This window comes from Streptococcus sp. LMAG:39, assembly GCF_008680485.1.
GTDB classification, from domain to species: Bacteria; Bacillota; Bacilli; order Lactobacillales; family Streptococcaceae; genus Streptococcus; species Streptococcus pasteurianus.
In genome coordinates, this window is record NZ_NALE01000001.1 from 1892853 (window position 1) to 1911878 (window position 19026).

The 19026-nt window shown below is 38.7% G+C and carries 13 protein-coding genes and 1 pseudogene; 12 read left to right on the forward strand and 2 right to left on the reverse strand.

The window, feature by feature from the left end:
* Nucleotides 1-47: 47 nt before the first annotated feature.
* The 5 genes and pseudogenes from pheS to addA all read left to right on the forward strand — a co-directional run bounded on the left by pheS (nt 48) and on the right by addA (nt 11109).
* Entirely contained in the window at nt 48-1091 is a 1044-nt protein-coding gene (gene pheS / locus CCC20_RS09755; protein WP_013642932.1) for a phenylalanine--tRNA ligase subunit alpha, read from the forward strand.
* A 35-nt stretch (nt 1092-1126) separates the two neighbouring features.
* A pseudogene (locus CCC20_RS09760) lies at nt 1127-1619 on the forward strand (GNAT family N-acetyltransferase).
* 70 nt (nt 1620-1689) lie between these two features.
* Nucleotides 1690-4095, forward strand: coding sequence for a phenylalanine--tRNA ligase subunit beta (pheT, locus tag CCC20_RS09765; protein WP_013851661.1), 2406 nt, complete (start codon nt 1690-1692; stop codon nt 4093-4095).
* A 149-nt stretch (nt 4096-4244) separates the two neighbouring features.
* Nucleotides 4245-7487 (forward strand): ATP-dependent nuclease subunit B, encoded by a 3243-nt coding sequence (gene rexB, locus CCC20_RS09770; RefSeq protein ID WP_013851662.1) that lies wholly within the window; start codon nt 4245-4247, stop codon nt 7485-7487.
* Entirely contained in the window at nt 7477-11109 is a 3633-nt protein-coding gene (gene addA / locus CCC20_RS09775) for a helicase-exonuclease AddAB subunit AddA (protein ID WP_048791431.1), read from the forward strand. The genes rexB and addA overlap by 11 nt, the downstream gene beginning before the upstream one ends.
* Before the next feature lie 104 nt (nt 11110-11213).
* Here addA and CCC20_RS09780 read toward each other — a convergent pair whose 3' ends face one another.
* A complete protein-coding gene (locus CCC20_RS09780; protein ID WP_013851664.1) occupies nt 11214-12359 on the reverse strand; it encodes a cobalamin-independent methionine synthase II family protein in 1146 nt (381 codons plus the stop codon).
* Nucleotides 12360-12567: 208 nt separating this feature from the next.
* Between CCC20_RS09780 and CCC20_RS09785 the strand changes: the two genes are divergently transcribed.
* On the forward strand, nt 12568-13302 hold the full coding sequence (locus CCC20_RS09785) for a PHP domain-containing protein (RefSeq protein WP_013851665.1): 735 nt from the start codon (nt 12568-12570) through the stop codon (nt 13300-13302).
* Between the two features lie 13 nt (nt 13303-13315).
* Nucleotides 13316-13939 carry an alpha/beta fold hydrolase gene (locus tag CCC20_RS09790; RefSeq protein ID WP_013851666.1) on the forward strand — a complete coding sequence of 208 codons (624 nt, stop codon included), beginning with the start codon at nt 13316-13318 and terminating at the stop codon, nt 13937-13939.
* 77 nt (nt 13940-14016) lie between these two features.
* On the opposite strand, the gene CCC20_RS09795 is transcribed toward CCC20_RS09790, so the two are convergent.
* Nucleotides 14017-14193, reverse strand: a complete 177-nt coding sequence (locus tag CCC20_RS09795) for a DUF3042 family protein (protein WP_003064151.1) — start codon at nt 14191-14193, stop codon at nt 14017-14019.
* A gap of 188 nt (nt 14194-14381) precedes the next feature.
* On the opposite strand from CCC20_RS09795, the gene miaA reads away from it, so the two are divergent.
* The 5 genes from miaA (at nt 14382) to CCC20_RS09820 (ending at nt 19001) form a co-directional block, all read left to right on the forward strand.
* Nucleotides 14382-15269 (forward strand): tRNA (adenosine(37)-N6)-dimethylallyltransferase MiaA, encoded by an 888-nt coding sequence (miaA, locus tag CCC20_RS09800; protein WP_003064153.1) that lies wholly within the window; start codon nt 14382-14384, stop codon nt 15267-15269.
* A gap of 138 nt (nt 15270-15407) precedes the next feature.
* The gene (hflX, locus tag CCC20_RS09805; RefSeq protein WP_003064155.1) at nt 15408-16646 is read left to right on the forward strand and encodes a GTPase HflX; all 1239 of its coding nucleotides are present in this window, start codon (nt 15408-15410) and stop codon (nt 16644-16646) included.
* Nucleotides 16639-17277, forward strand: coding sequence for a cystathionine beta-lyase (locus CCC20_RS09810; protein WP_117567354.1), 639 nt, complete (start codon nt 16639-16641; stop codon nt 17275-17277). Before hflX ends, CCC20_RS09810 begins: the two co-directional genes overlap by 8 nt.
* 39 nt (nt 17278-17316) lie before the next feature.
* Nucleotides 17317-18246, forward strand: a complete 930-nt coding sequence (gene rnz / locus CCC20_RS09815; RefSeq protein ID WP_003064159.1) for a ribonuclease Z — start codon at nt 17317-17319, stop codon at nt 18244-18246.
* A complete protein-coding gene (locus tag CCC20_RS09820; RefSeq protein ID WP_117567356.1) occupies nt 18243-19001 on the forward strand; it encodes an SDR family NAD(P)-dependent oxidoreductase in 759 nt (252 codons plus the stop codon). The genes rnz and CCC20_RS09820 overlap by 4 nt, the downstream gene beginning before the upstream one ends.
* Nucleotides 19002-19026: the final 25 nt, after the last annotated feature.

The following is a 19026-nucleotide window of genomic DNA, read 5'->3' on the forward strand; positions in this document are numbered from 1 at the left end:
TTTTTCGTTTAAAAACATTTAGGGTCTTACCCAAGGAAGGAATTTTAATGGATTTACAAGCGCAGTTAGAGGAATTAAAATCATCTACGCAAGCTAAATTGGCTGAAATGCGTGGAAACAATGCAAAAGAACTTCAAGAATTACGTGTGCAAGTTCTTGGGAAAAAAGGATCATTGACAGAATTATTGAAAGGTTTGAAAGATCTTTCTAAAGAAATGCGTCCAGTTGTCGGAAAACAAGTCAATGAAGTCCGTGATGTTTTGACAAAAGCTTTCGAAGAACAAGCTAAAATTGTTGAAGCCGCTAAAATCCAGGCACAACTAGAATCAGAAAGTTTGGATGTGACACTTCCAGGACGTCAAGTTAACCTTGGTAACCGTCATGTCTTGACGCAAACAAGTGAAGAAATCGAAGATATTTTCCTTGGTATGGGATTCCAAGTTGTTGATGGTTACGAAGTAGAATCTGACTATTATAACTTTGAGCGTATGAATTTGCCAAAAGACCACCCAGCGCGTGACATGCAAGATACGTTCTACATTACTGAAGAAATCTTGCTTCGTACGCACACAAGTCCTGTGCAAGCACGTACACTTGATAAACACGACTTTTCTAAAGGTCCTTTGAAAATGATTTCACCAGGGCGTGTTTTCCGTCGTGACACAGATGATGCGACTCACAGCCACCAATTCCACCAAATCGAAGGTCTTGTTGTTGGGGAAAACATTTCTATGGGTGACCTAAAAGGAACGCTTGAAATGATTATCAAGAAAATGTTTGGTGAAGACCGTAAAATTCGTCTTCGTCCATCATACTTCCCATTTACTGAACCATCAGTAGAAGTTGACGTCTCATGCTTCAAATGTGGTGGTAAAGGATGTAACGTATGTAAGAAAACTGGTTGGATTGAAATCCTTGGTGCTGGTATGGTACACCCTCGCGTTTTGGAAATGTCTGGTGTTGATTCTGAAAAATATTCTGGCTTTGCTTTTGGTCTTGGTCAAGAACGTATCGCAATGCTTCGCTATGGTATCAATGATATCCGTGGTTTCTATCAAGGCGATGTCCGTTTCTCAGAACAATTTAAATAAAACGAGATAACCGAAAAACGATTGGAGGAAAAGATATGTCAGAAATAGAAGTTGAGAAAGTGACATTGGATAAATTAAGTATCTTTCAAGAACTTAATATTCAGACTTTTCGCGAAACTTTTGCTTTTGATAATACCGAAGAAGAACTTCAACAGTTTTTCGATGATAGTTACACTTTAGAACAACTCGAAAAAGGGGTAGCTGACCTAGAATCTGATGTTCATTTTGTCTTAGTTGATGGGCGTTACACAGACTGAACATGACCTAGAAAATGCCTTTGAAATTCAACGCATTTACATTCTTAACGAGTGTCAAAGATTAGGCTTAAGTAAGAAATTATTTGGGCTAGCGCTTGATGTGGCAAAAGAAGGCAGCTTTGATTGGGCTTGGTTAGGTGTCTAGGAACATAATATTAAGGCACAAGGGTTCTATCGAAAATATGGTTTTGAAAAATTTTCAGAACACTCTTTTAAAGTTGGCGATAAAGTAGATACAGATTGGCTTTTGAGAAAAGCCCTGAAAGAATAACAGTAGAAAGGGATAAAGAAGCTTGCCTGTCAAACGTATTTTGACTGCGAAAAGCTTTTAACACATTATTATGTTAGTAAGTTATAAATGGTTAAAAGAGCTTGTTGATGTTGATGTAACAACATATGAGCTTTCTGAAAAAATGTCAACAACAGGGATTGAAGTCGAAGGTGTTTCAACACCGTCTGAAGGCTTGACAAAACTAGTTGTTGGTCACGTTGTATCTTGTGAAGATGTTCCAGAAACACATTTGCACCTTTGCCAAGTGGATACTGGTGATGAAGAGTTGCGTCAAATTGTCTGCGGTGCTCCAAATGTGACTGCTGGTATCAACGTTATCGTGGCTGTTCCAGGTGCACGTATTGCTGATAACTACAAAATCAAAAAAGGTAAAATCCGTGGCATGGAATCACTTGGGATGATTTGCTCACTCCAAGAACTTGGTTTGCCAGATTCTATCATTCCAAGAGAATTTTCAGACGGTATTCAAATTTTGCCAGAAGATGCTAAGCCAGGTGATAGCATTTTCCCATATCTTGATTTAGACGATGAAATTGTTGAATTGTCAATCACGCCAAATCGTGCGGATGCTCTTTCTATGCGTGGTGTTGCTCACGAAGTGGCTGCCATTTATGGTAAAGAAGTTCATTTCCCAGAAAAAGAACTTAAAGAAGTTTCTAAAGCAGCAAAAGATGTTATCAACGTTGCTATTGAATCTGATAAAGTCTTGACTTACAAAGCGCGCGTGGTTGAAAATGTGACTGTTAAACCAAGTCCACAATGGTTGCAAAACCTTTTGATGAACGCTGGTATCCGTCCAATCAATAACGTTGTTGATGTGACAAACTATGTCTTGTTGTACTTTGGTCAACCAATGCATGCCTTTGATTTGAACAAATTTGAAGATAACAAAATCGTTGCCCGCAATGCGCGTGCTGGTGAGAAATTGGTTACTCTTGACGGCGAAGAACGTGAATTGATTGCTGAAGACCTTGTTATCACAGTTGCTGATAAACCAGTTGCACTTGCAGGTGTTATGGGTGGTCAAGCTACTGAAATTGATGACAATTCTAAAAACGTTGTACTTGAAGCGGCAGTCTTTGACGGAACATCAATTCGTAAAACAAGCGGTCGTTTGAACCTTCGTTCTGAAAGTTCATCACGTTTTGAAAAAGGTATCAACTATGCAACTGTTGCTGAAGCTCTTGATTTTGCAGCTGCAATGCTTACAGAATTAGCTGACGGTGATGTTCTTGCTGGTAGTGTTGAAGCTGGTTCAGTTCCAACTGAAGCTGTTGAAGTATCAACAACACTTGATTATGTTAACGTTCGTTTGGGAACAGAATTGACTTACGCTGACATTGAAGATGTCTTTGCCAAACTTGGCTTTGGTTTGTCAGGAAAAGCAGATGAATTTACAGTTTCTGTGCCACGTCGTCGTTGGGATATTGCTATCCAAGCTGATTTGGTTGAAGAAATCGCACGTATTTATGGTTATGATAACCTCCCAACTACACTTCCAGAAGCTGCAGGTACAGCAGGTGAATTGACAGCAACACAAAAATTACGTCGTAAAATGCGTTCAATCGCTGAGGGTGCTGGTTTGACTGAAATCGTCTCATACGCTTTGACAACACCTGAAAAAGCAACTGAATTTACATTGCAACCAAGCAACTTGACAGAATTGATGTGGCCAATGTCGGTAGAACGCTCAGTTCTTCGCCAAAATGTTATTTCTGGTATGCTTGATACTGTGGCTTACAACGTTGCTCGTAAAAATAGCAACGTGGCAATCTACGAAATCGGTAAAGTTTTTGAACAAAAAGGTAATCCAAAAGAAGAATTGCCAAACGAAGTCAACACATTTGCCTTTGCGATTTCTGGATTGGTTGCTGAAAAAGATTTCCAAACAAAAGCAACGCCAGTTGATTTCTTCTATGCGAAAGGTATCGTTGAAGCTATCTTTGCCAAACTTGATTTGACAGTTGATTATGTAGCTGAAAAAGGTCTTGCTAGCATGCACCCAGGTCGTACAGCAAGCATTTACTTGGGCGGTCAATTAGTTGGTTTTGTTGGACAAGTTCACCCACAAACTGCTAAAAACTACAACGTTCCAGAAACTCACGTGGCTGAATTGAATTTGGATATCATTGAAGCAGCGCTTCACGCTGACAAAGCGTTTGTTGAAATCACTAAATTCCCTACTGTTTCTCGTGACATTGCTTTGCTATTACCGGCAGCAACAACTCATAAAGAAATCCTAGCAGCGATTGAATCAGCTAAAGTGAAACGTTTGACTGACATCAAACTCTTTGATGTTTATGCTGGAGCAAATATCGCTGAAGGCATGAAATCAATGGCTTACAGCCTCACATTCCAAAATCCAAATGACAACTTAACTGATGAAGAAGTTGCTAAATACATGGATAAAATCACTAAATTCCTTGTTGACCAACTCGGCGCAGAAGTTCGTTAATTTCCAAACTCATTGTGCTATTTTGGGTAATATAGATGATTCCCACCATTACGAAAGTAGTGGTGGGATTTTTGATGATTGTTGAGAGCTTATAAACACTTTGAAATCTGGTATAATAGGAGTAACGATTTGCTTAATGAAGGTATGTTATGAAATTACTATACACAGATATTCAGTATGATATGACTGAAATTTTAGTTGGAGAGGCAGTAGCTCAGGCAGATGCTGGTAAGCGTGTTTTTTACATTGCTCCCAACTCTTTATCTTTTGAAAAAGAAAGAGCAGTTTTGGAGTTGTTACGAGACGAAGCTTCTTTTGCGATTACGGTAACACGTTTTGCTCAAATGGCTCGTTATTTTGTGTTAAATGAAGCGCAGGTCAAGGAAAGCATTGATGACAATGGCTTGGCTATGATTTTTTATCGTGCTTTGTCACATTTTTCAGATACAGATTTGAAAGTTTTTGGGCGTTTGAAGCAGGATACGAATTTTATCAAGCAGTTGGTTGATTTGTACAAAGAATTAAAAACGGCTAACATGACTGTGCTTAATTTGACAGAATTGCATTCAGCGGAGAAGCAGGAAGATTTGGTGAAAATCTTTTTAGCGGTTAATGATATTTTGCTTGCCAATCAGTATGATAATCAGAGCAAGATTGCTTATTTTGCAAAGCAGGTTGAGGCAGGACATTTGGATGCCACGCTTGAAAATGTGAGCCTTGTCATTGACGGTTTTACACGCTTTTCAGCAGAAGAAGAGTATCTAGTAAGCTTGCTTGAAGAAAAATGTGCGCAAGTGATTATCGGAACTTACAGTAGTCAAAAGGCGTATAGAGCGGCATTTTCGACGGGAAATATTTACCAAGCGAGTTTAGATTTCTTGCGTGGTTTAGCGGCTAAATTCCATGCGCAACCGCAGTATGTTGAAAGTTCTCAGAAATCTCACGAGGCTTTTTCAAAATTATCAAAATTATTCGAAGCAAAGCACGACTTTACGAGTTCAGATGTGACGCTGACGGCTGATGATAAAAAACATTACGCTATTTGGGATGTCATTAATCAGAAAGAAGAGGTCGAGCATGTGGCAAAAGCTATTCGTCATAAGCTTTATCAAGGGTATCGTTACAAGGATATTTTAGTGCTCTTAGGTGATGTGGACAGCTATCGTTTGCAAATTGGCAAGATTTTTGACAAATATGACATTCCTTATTATTTCGGAAAAGCGGAGTCAATGAGTGACCACCCTTTGGTGCATTTTATTGATTCGTTGGAGCGTGTGAAGCGTTATCGTTTTCGTACCGAAGATGTTGTTGATCTGTTAAAAACAGGGCTTTATGGAAATTTCAAGCAAGAAGATTTAGACCTTTTTGAGCAATATTTGATTTATGCTGATATTAAGGGACAAAGCAAATTTGCCAAGGAGTTCACGATTGTTTATAAAGGAAAAAAACATTTAGCCTTTGTTAATCGCATGCGCGAGCAAATCATGACGCCTTTACTTGCTTTATTTAAGGCGCAAAAGCAACGTGGCTCTAGTTTGCTTGAGAAATTAATGACATTTTTACACGCCATTCATTTGCCTGATAATCTAGAAGGCATGGTAGCGACTTTTTCAGAAAATGAACAAGAAAAGCATGAGCAAGTTTGGCGGACATTTACAGGTATTTTAACGCAATTTCAAACGATTTTTGGGCAAGAAAAGTTATCGCTGGACGACTGTTTGTCCTTGATTCGTAGCGGAATGTTAGCTGCGCAGTACCGTGTAGTGCCTGCAACGGTTGATGTTGTTTCGGTCAAATCTTATGATTTGGTGGAACCGCACACCAATAAATTTGTCTTTGCTTTGGGCATGACGCAGGCACATTTTCCAAAAATTGCGCAAAATAGTAGTCTGATTTCAGATGAAGAACGTGCCCAAATCAACGAATCAACTGATGATAATCAACGTTTTGATATTGTTAGTCGCGAAAATATCAAGAAAAATCATTTTGCTGCCCTATCGTTATTTAACTCGGCGACAGAAGAATTGGTGCTTAGTCTGCCACAAATTGCCAACGAAGCCGAAGATACGGAATCTTCTTACTTAACCGAATTAGCTAGCTTTGGTGTGCCAGTTCTTGCTAAAGGTCGTAATCGTTTGTCAACGGATGCTGAGGACATTGGTAATTATAAGGCCTTATTGTCTTGTGTGATTGAAGTCAATCGTTTGGCGATTGAAGAAGAGCGTGAACTTAGCAAGGAAGAGCAAACTTTCTGGTCAGTTGCTGTTCGTTATCTTCGAAAAAAATTGGCAGCAGAAGGCATTGAATTGCCGCTGATTAAGGATAATATGCAAACTAAGACGGTCTCTGCCGACGTGATTGAGGCACGTTTTCCAAGTGATGAGCCGATTTTGTTATCATCATCTGCAGTCACTACCTTCTACAATAATCAGTATAAATATTTCTTGCAATATGTTCTTGGCTTGCAAGAGGTTGAGACGATTCACCCAGATGCCAGAAATCATGGTACCTACCTGCATCGTGTTTTTGAATTGGTCATGAAAGATGATTCAAACCATTCTTTTGATAGCAAACTTGATAAAGCTATTCAGATAACGAATTTGGAAGACGATTTCAAATTTGTTTACGAAGAAGATGAAGAAAGTCATTATTCTTTGACTGTCTTGGAAGATATTGCTAGAAGTACAGCAACGATTTTACGTGATGATGCTCAGATTCAAGTTGAAAGTGAAGAAGAAACGTTTGAATTAATGATTGCAAATAGTGTTCGTATCAGAGGAATTATTGACCGTGTTGACCGCTTATCAGACGGCAGTCTTGGCATTGTGGATTACAAATCAAGTCGCAATACTTTTGATATTCAGAAATTCTACAATGGTTTAAGTCCGCAATTGGTGACTTATGTGCAAGCTTTGCGTGATAAAAAAGGCTTGAGCGAGTCGGAGCATATTTTTGGTGCTATGTATTTGCATATGCAAGAGCCAAAAGTTGATTTGTCATCGGTGGCTACAACAGAGAAAATTTTAGAAAATTTGGCTAAAGAGTTGACTTATCGTGGTCTATTCTTGGAAGATGAAAAAGCGTATTTAGCCAATGGTCGCTATCATCTGAATGATTCGCTTTACAGTCAAGAAGAACTTGAGATTTTGCTAGCTTATAATCAAAACTTATATCTGAAAGCAGCAGAGCAGATTAAGAAAGGGCATTTCTTGATTAATCCTTATAGTGAGGACGGTAAGTCAGTTCAAGGAGACCAATTGAAGGCAATCACACGATTTGAGGCTGACCGCCATATGCCTTATGCTCGCAAATGGTATAAATTACCAAGAAAAGATAGACGTCAAGGCTTTTTGAGCCTAATGCAAGAAGAGGAGGAAACAGATGATCTTTAAACCATTTCTAACGTCAGAAGACATTTCTTCTCTACAAATCCAAGAAGCACAGTCATCCAAAAAACAAAAACGCACGCCAGAACAAATCGAAGCTATTTATAGTTATGGCAATAATATTTTGGTGTCTGCATCGGCTGGTTCTGGGAAAACCTTTGTCATGGTTGAACGCATTATTGATAAAATTTTGCGTGGTGTGACGATTGACCAGCTATTCATTTCAACCTTCACGGTCAAGGCTGCTGGGGAATTAAAAGAGCGTATTGAGAAGAAAATTAGCCAAGCTCTGCAAGAAACGACTGACAATGATTTGAAAAATTATCTCAATGAGCAGTTGCTGGGCTTACAGACAGCTGATATTGGAACCATGGATGCTTTTACGCAGAAATTGGTCAATCAATACGGCTACACGCTGGGAATTTCACCAACTTTCCGTATTATGACGGATAAGAGTGAGCAAGATATTTTGAAAAATGAAGTCTTTTTTGACCTTTTTTCTGATTACATGACAGGAAATAATGCTGAGCTTTTTCGTCAATTAGTGCGGAATTTTTCTGGTAATCGTAAGGATAGCACCGCTTTTAGAGGCATTGTTTATAAAATTTATGATTTTAGTCAAGCAACCGATAATCCACAGAAGTGGTTGGCAGAAGTATTTTTAAAAGGTGCTAAAACTTATACCGATTTTTCAGCAATTCCTGACCAAGAAGTCACGGATTTTCTGACTTGCTTGCATGATACGGCTGACCAGTTGCAAGATGTGACTGATTTAGAAGACTACAAGCAAAAAACAGCCAAAGGAACACCCACAGCCAATTATAAAAAGCATTTGAATATCATTGAGCATTTGCGTGAATGGGCACAGCATTTTGAAACTCTTTATGGTCGTGACGGACTTGGACGGTTGGCGACAGATGTGGCGAAATTGCTTCCAGCTGGTCCTGCTGTGACAGTTGCAGGAACGAAATATCCCGTCTTTAAAACCTTACAGGGGCGTTTGACTGGTTTGAAACATTTGGAAACCATTTTTAAATACCAGCCAGAAAGCCTTCCGTTGCTAGAGCTATTGCAGGCATTTATGCAAGATTTTTCAGAGCAATATTTACAAGCGAAAATCCAAGAAAATGCTTTTGAATTTTCGGATATTGCCCATTTTGCCATTCAGATTTTGGAAGAAAACGCTGATATTCGTGAACTTTATCAGAATAAGTATCACGAAGTCATGGTCGATGAGTACCAAGATAATAACCACACGCAAGAACGCATGTTGGAGTTGTTGTCGAATGGTCATAATCGATTTATGGTGGGGGATATCAAGCAATCCATTTACCGCTTCCGTCAAGCCGACCCACAGATTTTTAACCAAAAATTTAAAGATTTTCAAGAACATCCTGACCATGGGAAATTAATTTTGTTAAAAGAGAATTTCCGTAGTCAGTCAGAAGTTTTAGATGCGACAAACAGTATTTTTACGCATTTAATGGACGAGGCTGTTGGTGAGATTTTGTACGATGACACACATAAATTGGTCGCTGGAAGCCCTGCTCAAAAGGAAAGTCACCCAGAAAATAAAACGCAAGTGCTTATCTACGACATTGATAACAATAGTGACTTGCCAAGTGATGCCGAAGAAGGACAAATCAACCCTAACGAAGTCAAGTTAGTGGCTAAAGAAATCATTCGTTTGCACAATGAGGAACACGTTGCTTTCGAGGATATTACCTTGTTGGTCTCATCACGCACGCGTAACGACGGTATTTTACAAACCTTTGAACACTATGGTATTCCTTTGGTGACTGACGGTGGTGAGCAAAATTACCTTAAATCAGTCGAAGTCATGGTTATGCTTGACACGCTTCGCGCCCTTGATAATCCGCTCAATGACTATGCCTTAGTGGCACTCATGCGTTCACCGATGTTTTCATTCAATGAAGATGAGCTGGCACGCCTTGCGCTACAAACAACAGAAGATGACCATAGAGCTAATTTGTATCAAAAATTGGAGCATGCTTTAGCTGGCAAAGGAAGTCATAATGAATTGATGACAATCACTTTACATGATAAATTGGCTGATTTTATGGCTTGTTTTGTTGCTTGGCGTGAATTTGCCAAATGGCATGCGCTTTATGACTTGATTTGGAAAATTTACAACGACAGATTTTACTATGATTACGTGGGCAATTTACCACGTGCTGAGCAACGTCAAGCGAATTTATATGCTTTAGCTCTTCGTGCCAATAATTTTGAACGAACTGGTTTTAAAGGACTCTCACGATTTATTCGCATGATTGATAAGGTGTTAGAAAGTGAGAATGATCTTGCGGACGTTGAGGTGGCTCTGCCTAAAAATGCGGTGAACTTGATGACTATTCATAAAAGTAAAGGTCTCGAGTTCAAGTATGTTTTCATTTTGAATATTGACAAGAAATTTAGTATTCAGGATTTGATGTCACCCTTGATTTTATCACGTCAAAATGGTGCAGGTATCAAGTATCTAGCTGATATGAAAGGAGAGTTGGAAACGGACGTTTTCCCAACAGTCAAGGTTAGCATGGATACCTTGCCTTACCAGCTCAATAAGCGTGAATTGCGCTTAGCTACGCTTTCAGAACAAATGCGATTGTTTTACGTTGCCATGACCCGCGCAGAAAAGAAATTGTATTTGGTCGGAAAAGCAAGCTCCGAAAAGTTAGTGGATAAATATAGCGGTAAATCAGAAAACAATCATTTGCCAGTGGCAGAACGTGAGAATTTCATGACCTTTCAAGATTGGGTGTTAGCCATTTATGAGGCTTATAGCAAGGAGAACACGCCTTTTGCCGTTGATTTTGTCACGGACGAAGATTTGACAGATGATAAGATTGGTAAAATTGAAGTCACTTCTGTGATAACGCCAGATGATTTGACAGATAACCGCCAGTCTGAAAATATCACGGAAGCCGTGGATAGATTGGAAGCGGTCGAAAAGTTAAATGCGAAGTACCACGCAGCCATCAATTTGCCAAGTTTGAGAACGCCAAGTCAGGTCAAAAAACTCTATGAGCCAGTTATGGATACTGACGGTGTTGACGTGATGACAAAAGCCTATCAAGCACAACCAACATTTGAATTGCCAGATTTTTCGAAGAAAGCCAAAATTGAAGCGACAGCCATTGGTTCGGCAATGCATGAACTCATGCAACGTATTCCTCTATCAAAACAGGTGACGATAGCCGATATTACCGCGGCGTTAGCCCAAGTTTCGGCAGAAGATGAGGTGAAAGCACGTATTCGTTTGGAAAATGTCCTAGCCTTTTTTGAAAATTCAGAGCTCGGTCAGTTGATTCAGCAACATACGGACAAGATTTATCGTGAAGCACCTTTTGCCATGTTAAAAGAGGACCCTGACAGTAAGGAAAAATTCGTTGTCCGTGGGATTGTCGATGGTTACCTTGTCTTAGATGACCGCATCGTACTCTTTGATTACAAGACTGATAAATACAAAAATAGCGAGGAAATCAAGGAACGCTATCAAGGACAAATGGCTTTATATGCAGAAGCTCTCAGCAAGTCTTATGATAGAAAAAACGTTGATAAATACCTCGTTTTGCTTGGTGGCGAACAGCTAGAAGTTGTTAAACTATAAAATATCATATTGTTTTATCACTTGAATAAAAATAACCCTCTGAGATGTTCTTATCTCAGAGGGTTATTAGTTGTAAATGAAATGATTTTTGAATTCAGAGAATATTAGCTCCAGAATTTAGCAGCAATTTCTTGCCCTTGTTTGATTTTAGCCCATTGTTGTGGAATAGCGAGTTCATTTCCAGAGTCACATGAGGCAAAACCACATTGGTGAGAAAGGAAAAGACGTTCTTTAGGGATGATGTTGCTTGCTTCTTCTAAAAGTTTTAGAGCGCGTTCTTCATCATCAAGGTTAGTTGTTTTACTTGAAAGTAGCCCAAGAACTACTTCAGCATCCCTATCTTTCAAACTTTCAAGAGCTTTAAGGTCACCAGAGACTTCGCTGTCCCATTCAAGGAAGAAGCGGTCGTAGTGTTGCTCTTTCAAGAATTTTGTGGCGATAGCTTCATAAGTGCCACCAGCAGCAGAACGACTTTCGTAATTTCCACGGCAGTTATGTGTCCAAACTTTTAGCCCAAGTTTATGTCCATAGTCAGCAACTTCGTTGTTAATAGCGATGAATTCATCTGCCAAGTCTGCTAAACCACCATTTCCTTCCGCAAAAAAACTAGCAGGATTAGATTCGTCAAAAAGTTCCCAGAGACAATCGTCAAATTGGATGATTTCTCCACCAGCTTCTTTGTATTCTGTTAAAAATTCCTTGTAAGCGTTGATAAGACCAGCTTTTAGTTCTTCATTTGTCTTGTAAACTTGATTTTCCCCAGCCAATCCGTCAAAAATCGCCAATTCAGTGTAAGCATGCGCAGGTCCCCAAATGGTTAATTTGGTAGCTGTATCGCCAGCTTCTTGTTTAACGAGTTTAAAAATATCAAGAAAATGATGATTTTTACCAGAAAGTGGTTCAGTGATACGAATGCCAATGTCTTTGCGTGTTTCAAATTGACCACCGTCATGGTCTTGGAAAGTGTAACCATGGTCAGCAATATAGCGTTCGATACCTTTTAGTCCCCATACAAAATCAAGGTGCCACATTGATTTTGAATATTCACCGTCAGTGATAATATCAATACCGTTTGCCTTTTCTTCAGCAATTATTTTTTTGATGTCAGCTGTTTCGGTTTCTTGATAGCCGTCAAAAGCATCATAGAAAGGGTAAACAATATCATCACGATGTTCAATCGCTGTTTTATATTCACGTAAGTCTGCTGGTCGCAAAAGCGAACCAACGAGTTGAAATTTTGAATTAGCCATTTCAAATACCTCTTTATCTTTCTGTGTTCATTGTATAAAAGCTTTGCTATTTTGAAAAATAGTTATTTTTATAGGCTTATATATAGTTACAAACTATAACGAAAAAAGTATGTATTTGTCTGAAAATTTGGTAAAATAGGAAAAACTGACAAAAATTTTTGATGGGGCTTAAAGGACATCTAACATAAAATACGGCGAGGTAAAACCAATGCGTGATAATCACTTACACACACATTTTTCTTATGATTCGGATGCTCGATTCGAGGATTACTTAGAGCACTATGACGGCGATATTGTGACAACAGAGCACTACGATTTATCAAATCCTTATACGAAACAAGATGACATTCCTGATTATGATGCTTATTCTAAGGAAATAGCTGAGCTGAATGTCAAATATGGTAATCGCATCAAGCGTGGTATTGAGATTGGTTATTATGAGCCACGCGAGGCAGATATTACAGCTTTCTTGGCAAATAAAGATTATGATTTGAAACTATTGTCAGTTCACCACAATGGTATTAATGATTATCTAGATGATGAAGTGGCTGACATGGATAAAAATGCCATTATTCAAGAATATCTCGACAAATTGGAACATGCTATTGGTCGTGTAGAGGCAGACGTTTTAGCTCATTTTGATTATGGTTTTCGACTTTTTGAGGTTTCTGTGGCAGAATTACAAGTCTATGAAGAACAGCTCCGCCGCATTTTCCAAAAAATGATTGATTTTGATTTGGCATTTGAGTTAAATAGTAAATCAATGTACCTCTATCATCACGAGGACCTTTATCGCTATGCCTTAGGCTTGGTAAGAGAATTAGGTGGACATAAGTATTCCATTGGTTCAGACGGGCACAAGTTGGAGCATTTCCGCTTAGCTTTTGACAAAATACAAGCATTGCTAGACGAATGTGATATCAAAGAATGGGAGATTTTATAAAGGGAAATTTAGGATGAAAATCGTATTTTTACATGGTTTAGGACAAGACGAAACATCTTGGGATGAAGTGATAAAGGCATTGCCGAATCACGACTGTTTGAGTGTCAAGTTATTTGAAAGGGATGTTTTCCCAACAGATTTCAAAGTGTTGGAAGATAAAGTTCTTAGTATTCTGGAAAGTATTGATGAAGATTTTATTCTTGTAGGGTTATCACTAGGTGGCATGCTAGCGCTTGATATGATTCAGTTTAATTTGGCAAATCTAAAAGGGATTGTGGTTTCGGGTGGTCAATATAAAATGAAGGGGAATTTAGCTTTTTATATGCAATATCTACTTTTTGCTTGCACCCCAGCTCGGGTATTTGAAAAACAAGGTGTTGACAAACATGCCATGAAATCATTTTACGGAGGGCTTTCACAGTTCAATTTAGCTAAAGTATTAACAGAGGTTGAGTTACCAGTTCAACTTATTTGTGGCCAAAATGATAAGGCAAACTTACCAGCAGCAAAAGCCATGCACAAACTAATGACTAATTCACAGTTGAACATTATCCCAGATAGTGGGCATGTGTTAAATACAGAGTGTCCAGATGATTTTGCTAATATTATTAAAAACTTTCTAAATAGAATCATGTAGTCAATCTAGGCAAATTTTTAATAAAAAAACGCTATGAGCAATCTAACTCATAGCATTTTTTATACTTTTTTCAGCAATTAGTGAGAAACACGTTTGCGGGCTGCTTTTTTACGGTTTTCTTGAATGAAAGCAGCTTTTTCTTCTTCAGGATCAATAATGTTTTTCTTAATTGCAAAAACAGCGCCAGCAACAGTAGCAGCAGTAGCTACAACTCCAGTAGCAAGTCCTTTAGCAAATGCAAATTTTTTAGCCATAATAATTTTCCTCCTTACTGATAAGAACAGCGGGCAAAATCGATAATACCCATTATTAAGCAACGGAACGCAAACTTCTTGTCCAATCGCCTTTATGTTATAATAATGGTAACGAAAAATGACTTAAAATTCAAGTGAAAACGTTATTTTTATTAAAAAATAGGGCTTAGGACGGATATAAAGACGAGATGTCAGAAAAAATAAAATTAATTGTAGTAGTTGGTCCGACAGCTGTTGGAAAAACAGCTTTGGGAATTGAGTTGGCACAACAATTTAATGGTGAAATTATCAGCGGTGATAGCCAACAAGTTTACCGCCATTTGAACATTGGAACGGCTAAGGCAACTCCTGAAGAGCAGGCGGCAGTACCGCATCATTTAATCGATGTGCGTGATGTTGATGCCAATTATTCTGTTTACGATTTTGTGGCGGAAGCCAGTCAAGCAATTATGGAGATTGCTAGTCGTGGCAAAGTACCTATTATCGTTGGTGGTACAGGCTTGTATTTGCAGAGCTTACTTGAAGGGTATCACTTAGGTGGCGAGGTTGACCAAGAAAAACTATTGGCTTATCGTAAAGACTTGGAACAATTATCAGATGAGGTTTTATTTGAAAAAATAGCAGATCTGGGAAAAAAGATTCCAGAGATAAATCGTCGTCGTGCCATTCGTGCCTTGGAACTAGCCAAATTTGGGCAAAATCTTGAAAACAAAGAAACGAATTACGAGGCGCTTCTCATTGGGTTAAATGATGACCGTCAGGTGCTTTATGACCGTATCAATCACCGTGTTGACCTGATGCTTGAAAAGGGTATTTTGGATGAAGCCAAATGGCTTTATGATAATCACCGTAATGTTCAAGCAGCGCGAGCGATTGGTTATAAAGAGCTTTTTCCATATTTTACAGGCGACGCTTCTTTGGAAGACTGTGTCGAAAAACTCAAGCAGAACACACGCCGTTTCGCCAAGCGCCAATTGACGTGGTTCAGAAATCGCATGGCTGTCAATTTTTACACTGTTTCAGAAGTTGATTTTAAAGAAACTGTTATTCAAGAAGTTAACAAATTTTTAAAATAGAGAGAATTATGTGCGACGCACTTTTTTGTCATAGAGATTATAATGAAATGTCAGAAGAGAGTAACAGGGTTTCTCCTACTTTTTGGAACTTTTTATGTTATAATGATAGTTACGGATTAAAGAGAAAGGGGTGAGCAGATGATTGAAACAAGCAAGCGTCAGGAGCGTGTTATTTTACTAGGTGTTGAGTTGCCAGAGACGGAAAATTTTGAGATGTCAATGGAAGAATTAGCTTCTCTAGCTAAGACGGCAGGGGCAGAAGTTGTCTCTTCTTATCGTCAAAAGCGTGAAAAATACGACAGTAAGTCTTTGATTGGTTCGGGCAAATTAGCCGAGATTAAAGCGATTGTGGAGGCTGATGAGATTGACACCGTTATTGTCAATGACCGCTTGACTCCTCGGCAAAATGTCAATTTGGAAGTTGAACTTGGTGTCAAAGTGATTGACCGTATGCAGTTAATTCTGGATATTTTTGCCATGCGGGCACGTAGTCATGAGGGGAAATTGCAAGTTCATCTCGCTCAGCTCAAATATATGTTGCCACGTCTTGTCGGACAAGGGGTTATGTTGAGCCGACAAGCTGGTGGTATCGGTAGTCGTGGTCCTGGTGAAAGTCAATTGGAGCTTAATCGCCGCTCAATTCGTCATCAAATTTCAGATATTGAACGTCAACTAAAGGTTGTCGAAAAAAATCGTGAAACAGGTCGTGAAAAACGCACCGAATCACAAGTGTTTAAAATCGGTTTAATTGGTTACACTAATGCTGGAAAATCAACGATTATGAACGTTTTAACCAATGATAAACAGTATGAAGCTGATGAATTGTTTGCAACTTTGGATGCAACAACCAAACAAATTTATTTACAAAATCAATTTCAGGTGACGCTGACGGATACTGTTGGATTTATCCAAAATTTACCGACAGAGCTGGTTGCTGCGTTTAAGTCAACTTTGGAAGAAAGTCGTAACGTTGACCTTTTGTTGCACGTTATTGATGCCAGCGATCCAAATCATGCGGAGCATGAAAAAGTGGTTTTGAATTTGTTAAAAGAGCTAGACATGCTAGATATTCCGCGCCTAGCTGTTTATAACAAAATGGATGTTGCGGAGCATTTGGTGGCAACAGCTTTTCCAAATGTGCGTATTTCTGCGCGTGATAAGGACGCTCGCACACTCTTACGCCGTTTGATTATCAATGAAATTCGTGAGATTTTTGAGCCATTTAGCATTCGTGTTCACCAAAGTCAGGCTTACAAACTGTATGAGTTAAATAAAATTGCTTTGCTAGACCATTATGACTTTGCCCAAGAATACGAAACCATTACTGGCTACATCAATCCTAAAAATAAATGGAGACTAGAAGAATTTTATGACTGATTATATAAGCTTGGCTTTAAAATACGGTGGTTTTACATCACTCGATAAAGTTTATTTACAAAATACCTTGGAGCAGTTGACGGATGAGCAAAAACTCAGTTTTATCACACCGCCACCAAGTGTTATCAATGCTTATTTTGCGGAAATGTATCAAAAACAATCTCCAGAAGCCGCAACAGATTATTATTTTGAATTATCTAAAGAATTGCATTTGTTAAATGCTAACCCATCTTTTGATGAATACAAGCCCTTTATTCGCTTGAATTTATCAGGCAAATCATATGGCTTTACCTATGAAAATGATCAAGAAGTAGCGCGTGTTTTTTCTGAAAAGAATGAGGCGCTAGCTACAGATATTTTGTTTGAATTGGCACAGGTTTTCCCACAATACAAGGTTTACGTGGAAGAAGGACACATAAAGATGTCAAAAATGGATTTTAATGAAGAAGTCCTTGAGGACCTAACGCCACAAGAAAGTCTGCTCGGCCATGTTTCAAAATTAAAAGGAAATGTGGTTAAGCTACAAAGTTTTAATCGTGATGAATTAGTAGAATTACTAGCTCACTACAAAGGACAAGTTTATTATACCTTTGATCATCGTGAGTTCATCGCTTATGTAAAAGTACAGTAGAGGAAAGGAGATAAAAACTTCGGTTTTTATCATTATAGAATGGAATTACAATTTTTGGGAACAGGAGCGGGTCAGCCATCAAAGTCACGTAATGTGTCAAGTTTGGTTTTGAAGCTACTTGATGAAATCAATGAGGTCTGGATGTTTGACTGTGGCGAAGGCACACAGCGTCAGATTTTAGAAACAACAATTAAACCGCGTAAAGTTAAGCGCATTTTTATTACGCATCTACACGGAGACCATATTTTTGGTTTGCCTGGATTTTTAGCTAGCCGAGCTTTTCAAGCTAACGAGGAACAAACAGACCTTGAGTTTTATGGTCCTATTGGTATTCGTTCGTATGTTTTAAATAGCTTGCGCTTGTCAGGAGCACGCTTGCCATACCGCATTCATTTCCATGAATTTGACGAGAATAGCCTTGGTAAGGTTATGGAAACTGATAAATTTGTGGTTTATGCAGAAAAACTTGACCATACGATTTTCTGTATTGGTTATCGCGTGATGCAAAAAGATTTAGAAGGAACGCTTGATTCTGAAGCTTTGAAGGCTGCAGGTGTGCCTTTCGGACCACTTTTTGGCAAAATCAAGAGCGGGCAAGATGTTGTTTTAGACGACGGAACAAAAATCATTGCCAAAGATTACATTTCAGCACCAAAAAAAGGAAAAATTATTACCATTTTAGGTGACACACGTAAGACAGATGCTAGTGTTCGTCTTGGTTTGGGAGCTGATATTTTAGTTCACGAATCAACTTATGGTAAAGGTGATGAAAAAATCGCGCGTAAACATGGTCATTCAACGAATATGCAAGCTGCTCAAATTGCCAAAGAGGCCTCAGCTAAAATGCTTTTGCTTAACCACATTAGTGCTCGTTTTCTTGGACGTGAGTGCAAACAAATCGAAAATGACGCCAAAACAGTCTTTGAAAACACACACCTTGTTAAAGATTTGGAAGAAATTAGCTTATGAGAATTATAGCCATTACAGGAGCAACCGGTGGTATTGCTCAAGAAATCATCAAACATGTACCAGAAGACGATTATGTGATTGCCTTGGGACGTGATTTAAAGAAATTAAAAACACATTATGGTAAACGTTCAAATACAGAGTACTTTGCCCTTGATATGTCAAGCGATGTAGCAATTGCTGAAACGGTTGAAAAAATCTATGCTATCCATGGACGCGTTGATATTTTTATCAATAATGCTGGGTATGGAGATTTTAGTGATTTCGACACTTATACCACGGCGCAAATTCGTGATATGTTTGACATTAACACCTTTGCAACAATGACGTTTTCACGTTTAGTGGGCCAAAGGATGAAAGAAGCAGGGCAAGGTCATATCATCAATATTGCTAGTATTGCAGGTTTGATTGCTTCTGCCAAGTCTTCTGTTTATTCTGCAACAAAATTTGCTGTGATTGGTTTTTCAAATGCTTTGCGACTAGAATTAGCTGACAGCAACGTTTTTGTGACAACTGTTAACCCTGGACCGATTGCAACGAAATTCTTTGATAAAGCAGACCCTTCAGGAGACTATCTTAAAAGTGTTGGGCGCTTTGTTTTACAGCCAGAATACGTTGCGAAACGCACCGTTGCCATTTTTGGCAAGAATAAGCGTGAGCTAAATATGCCTTGGTCGCTTGCGGCGGCTCACAAAGCTTACACACTTTTCCCAAGAATTGCAGATTTTTTAGCTAGAAAAATATTTAATTACAAATAAAACAAGCGTCGTTTCAACTCTACAT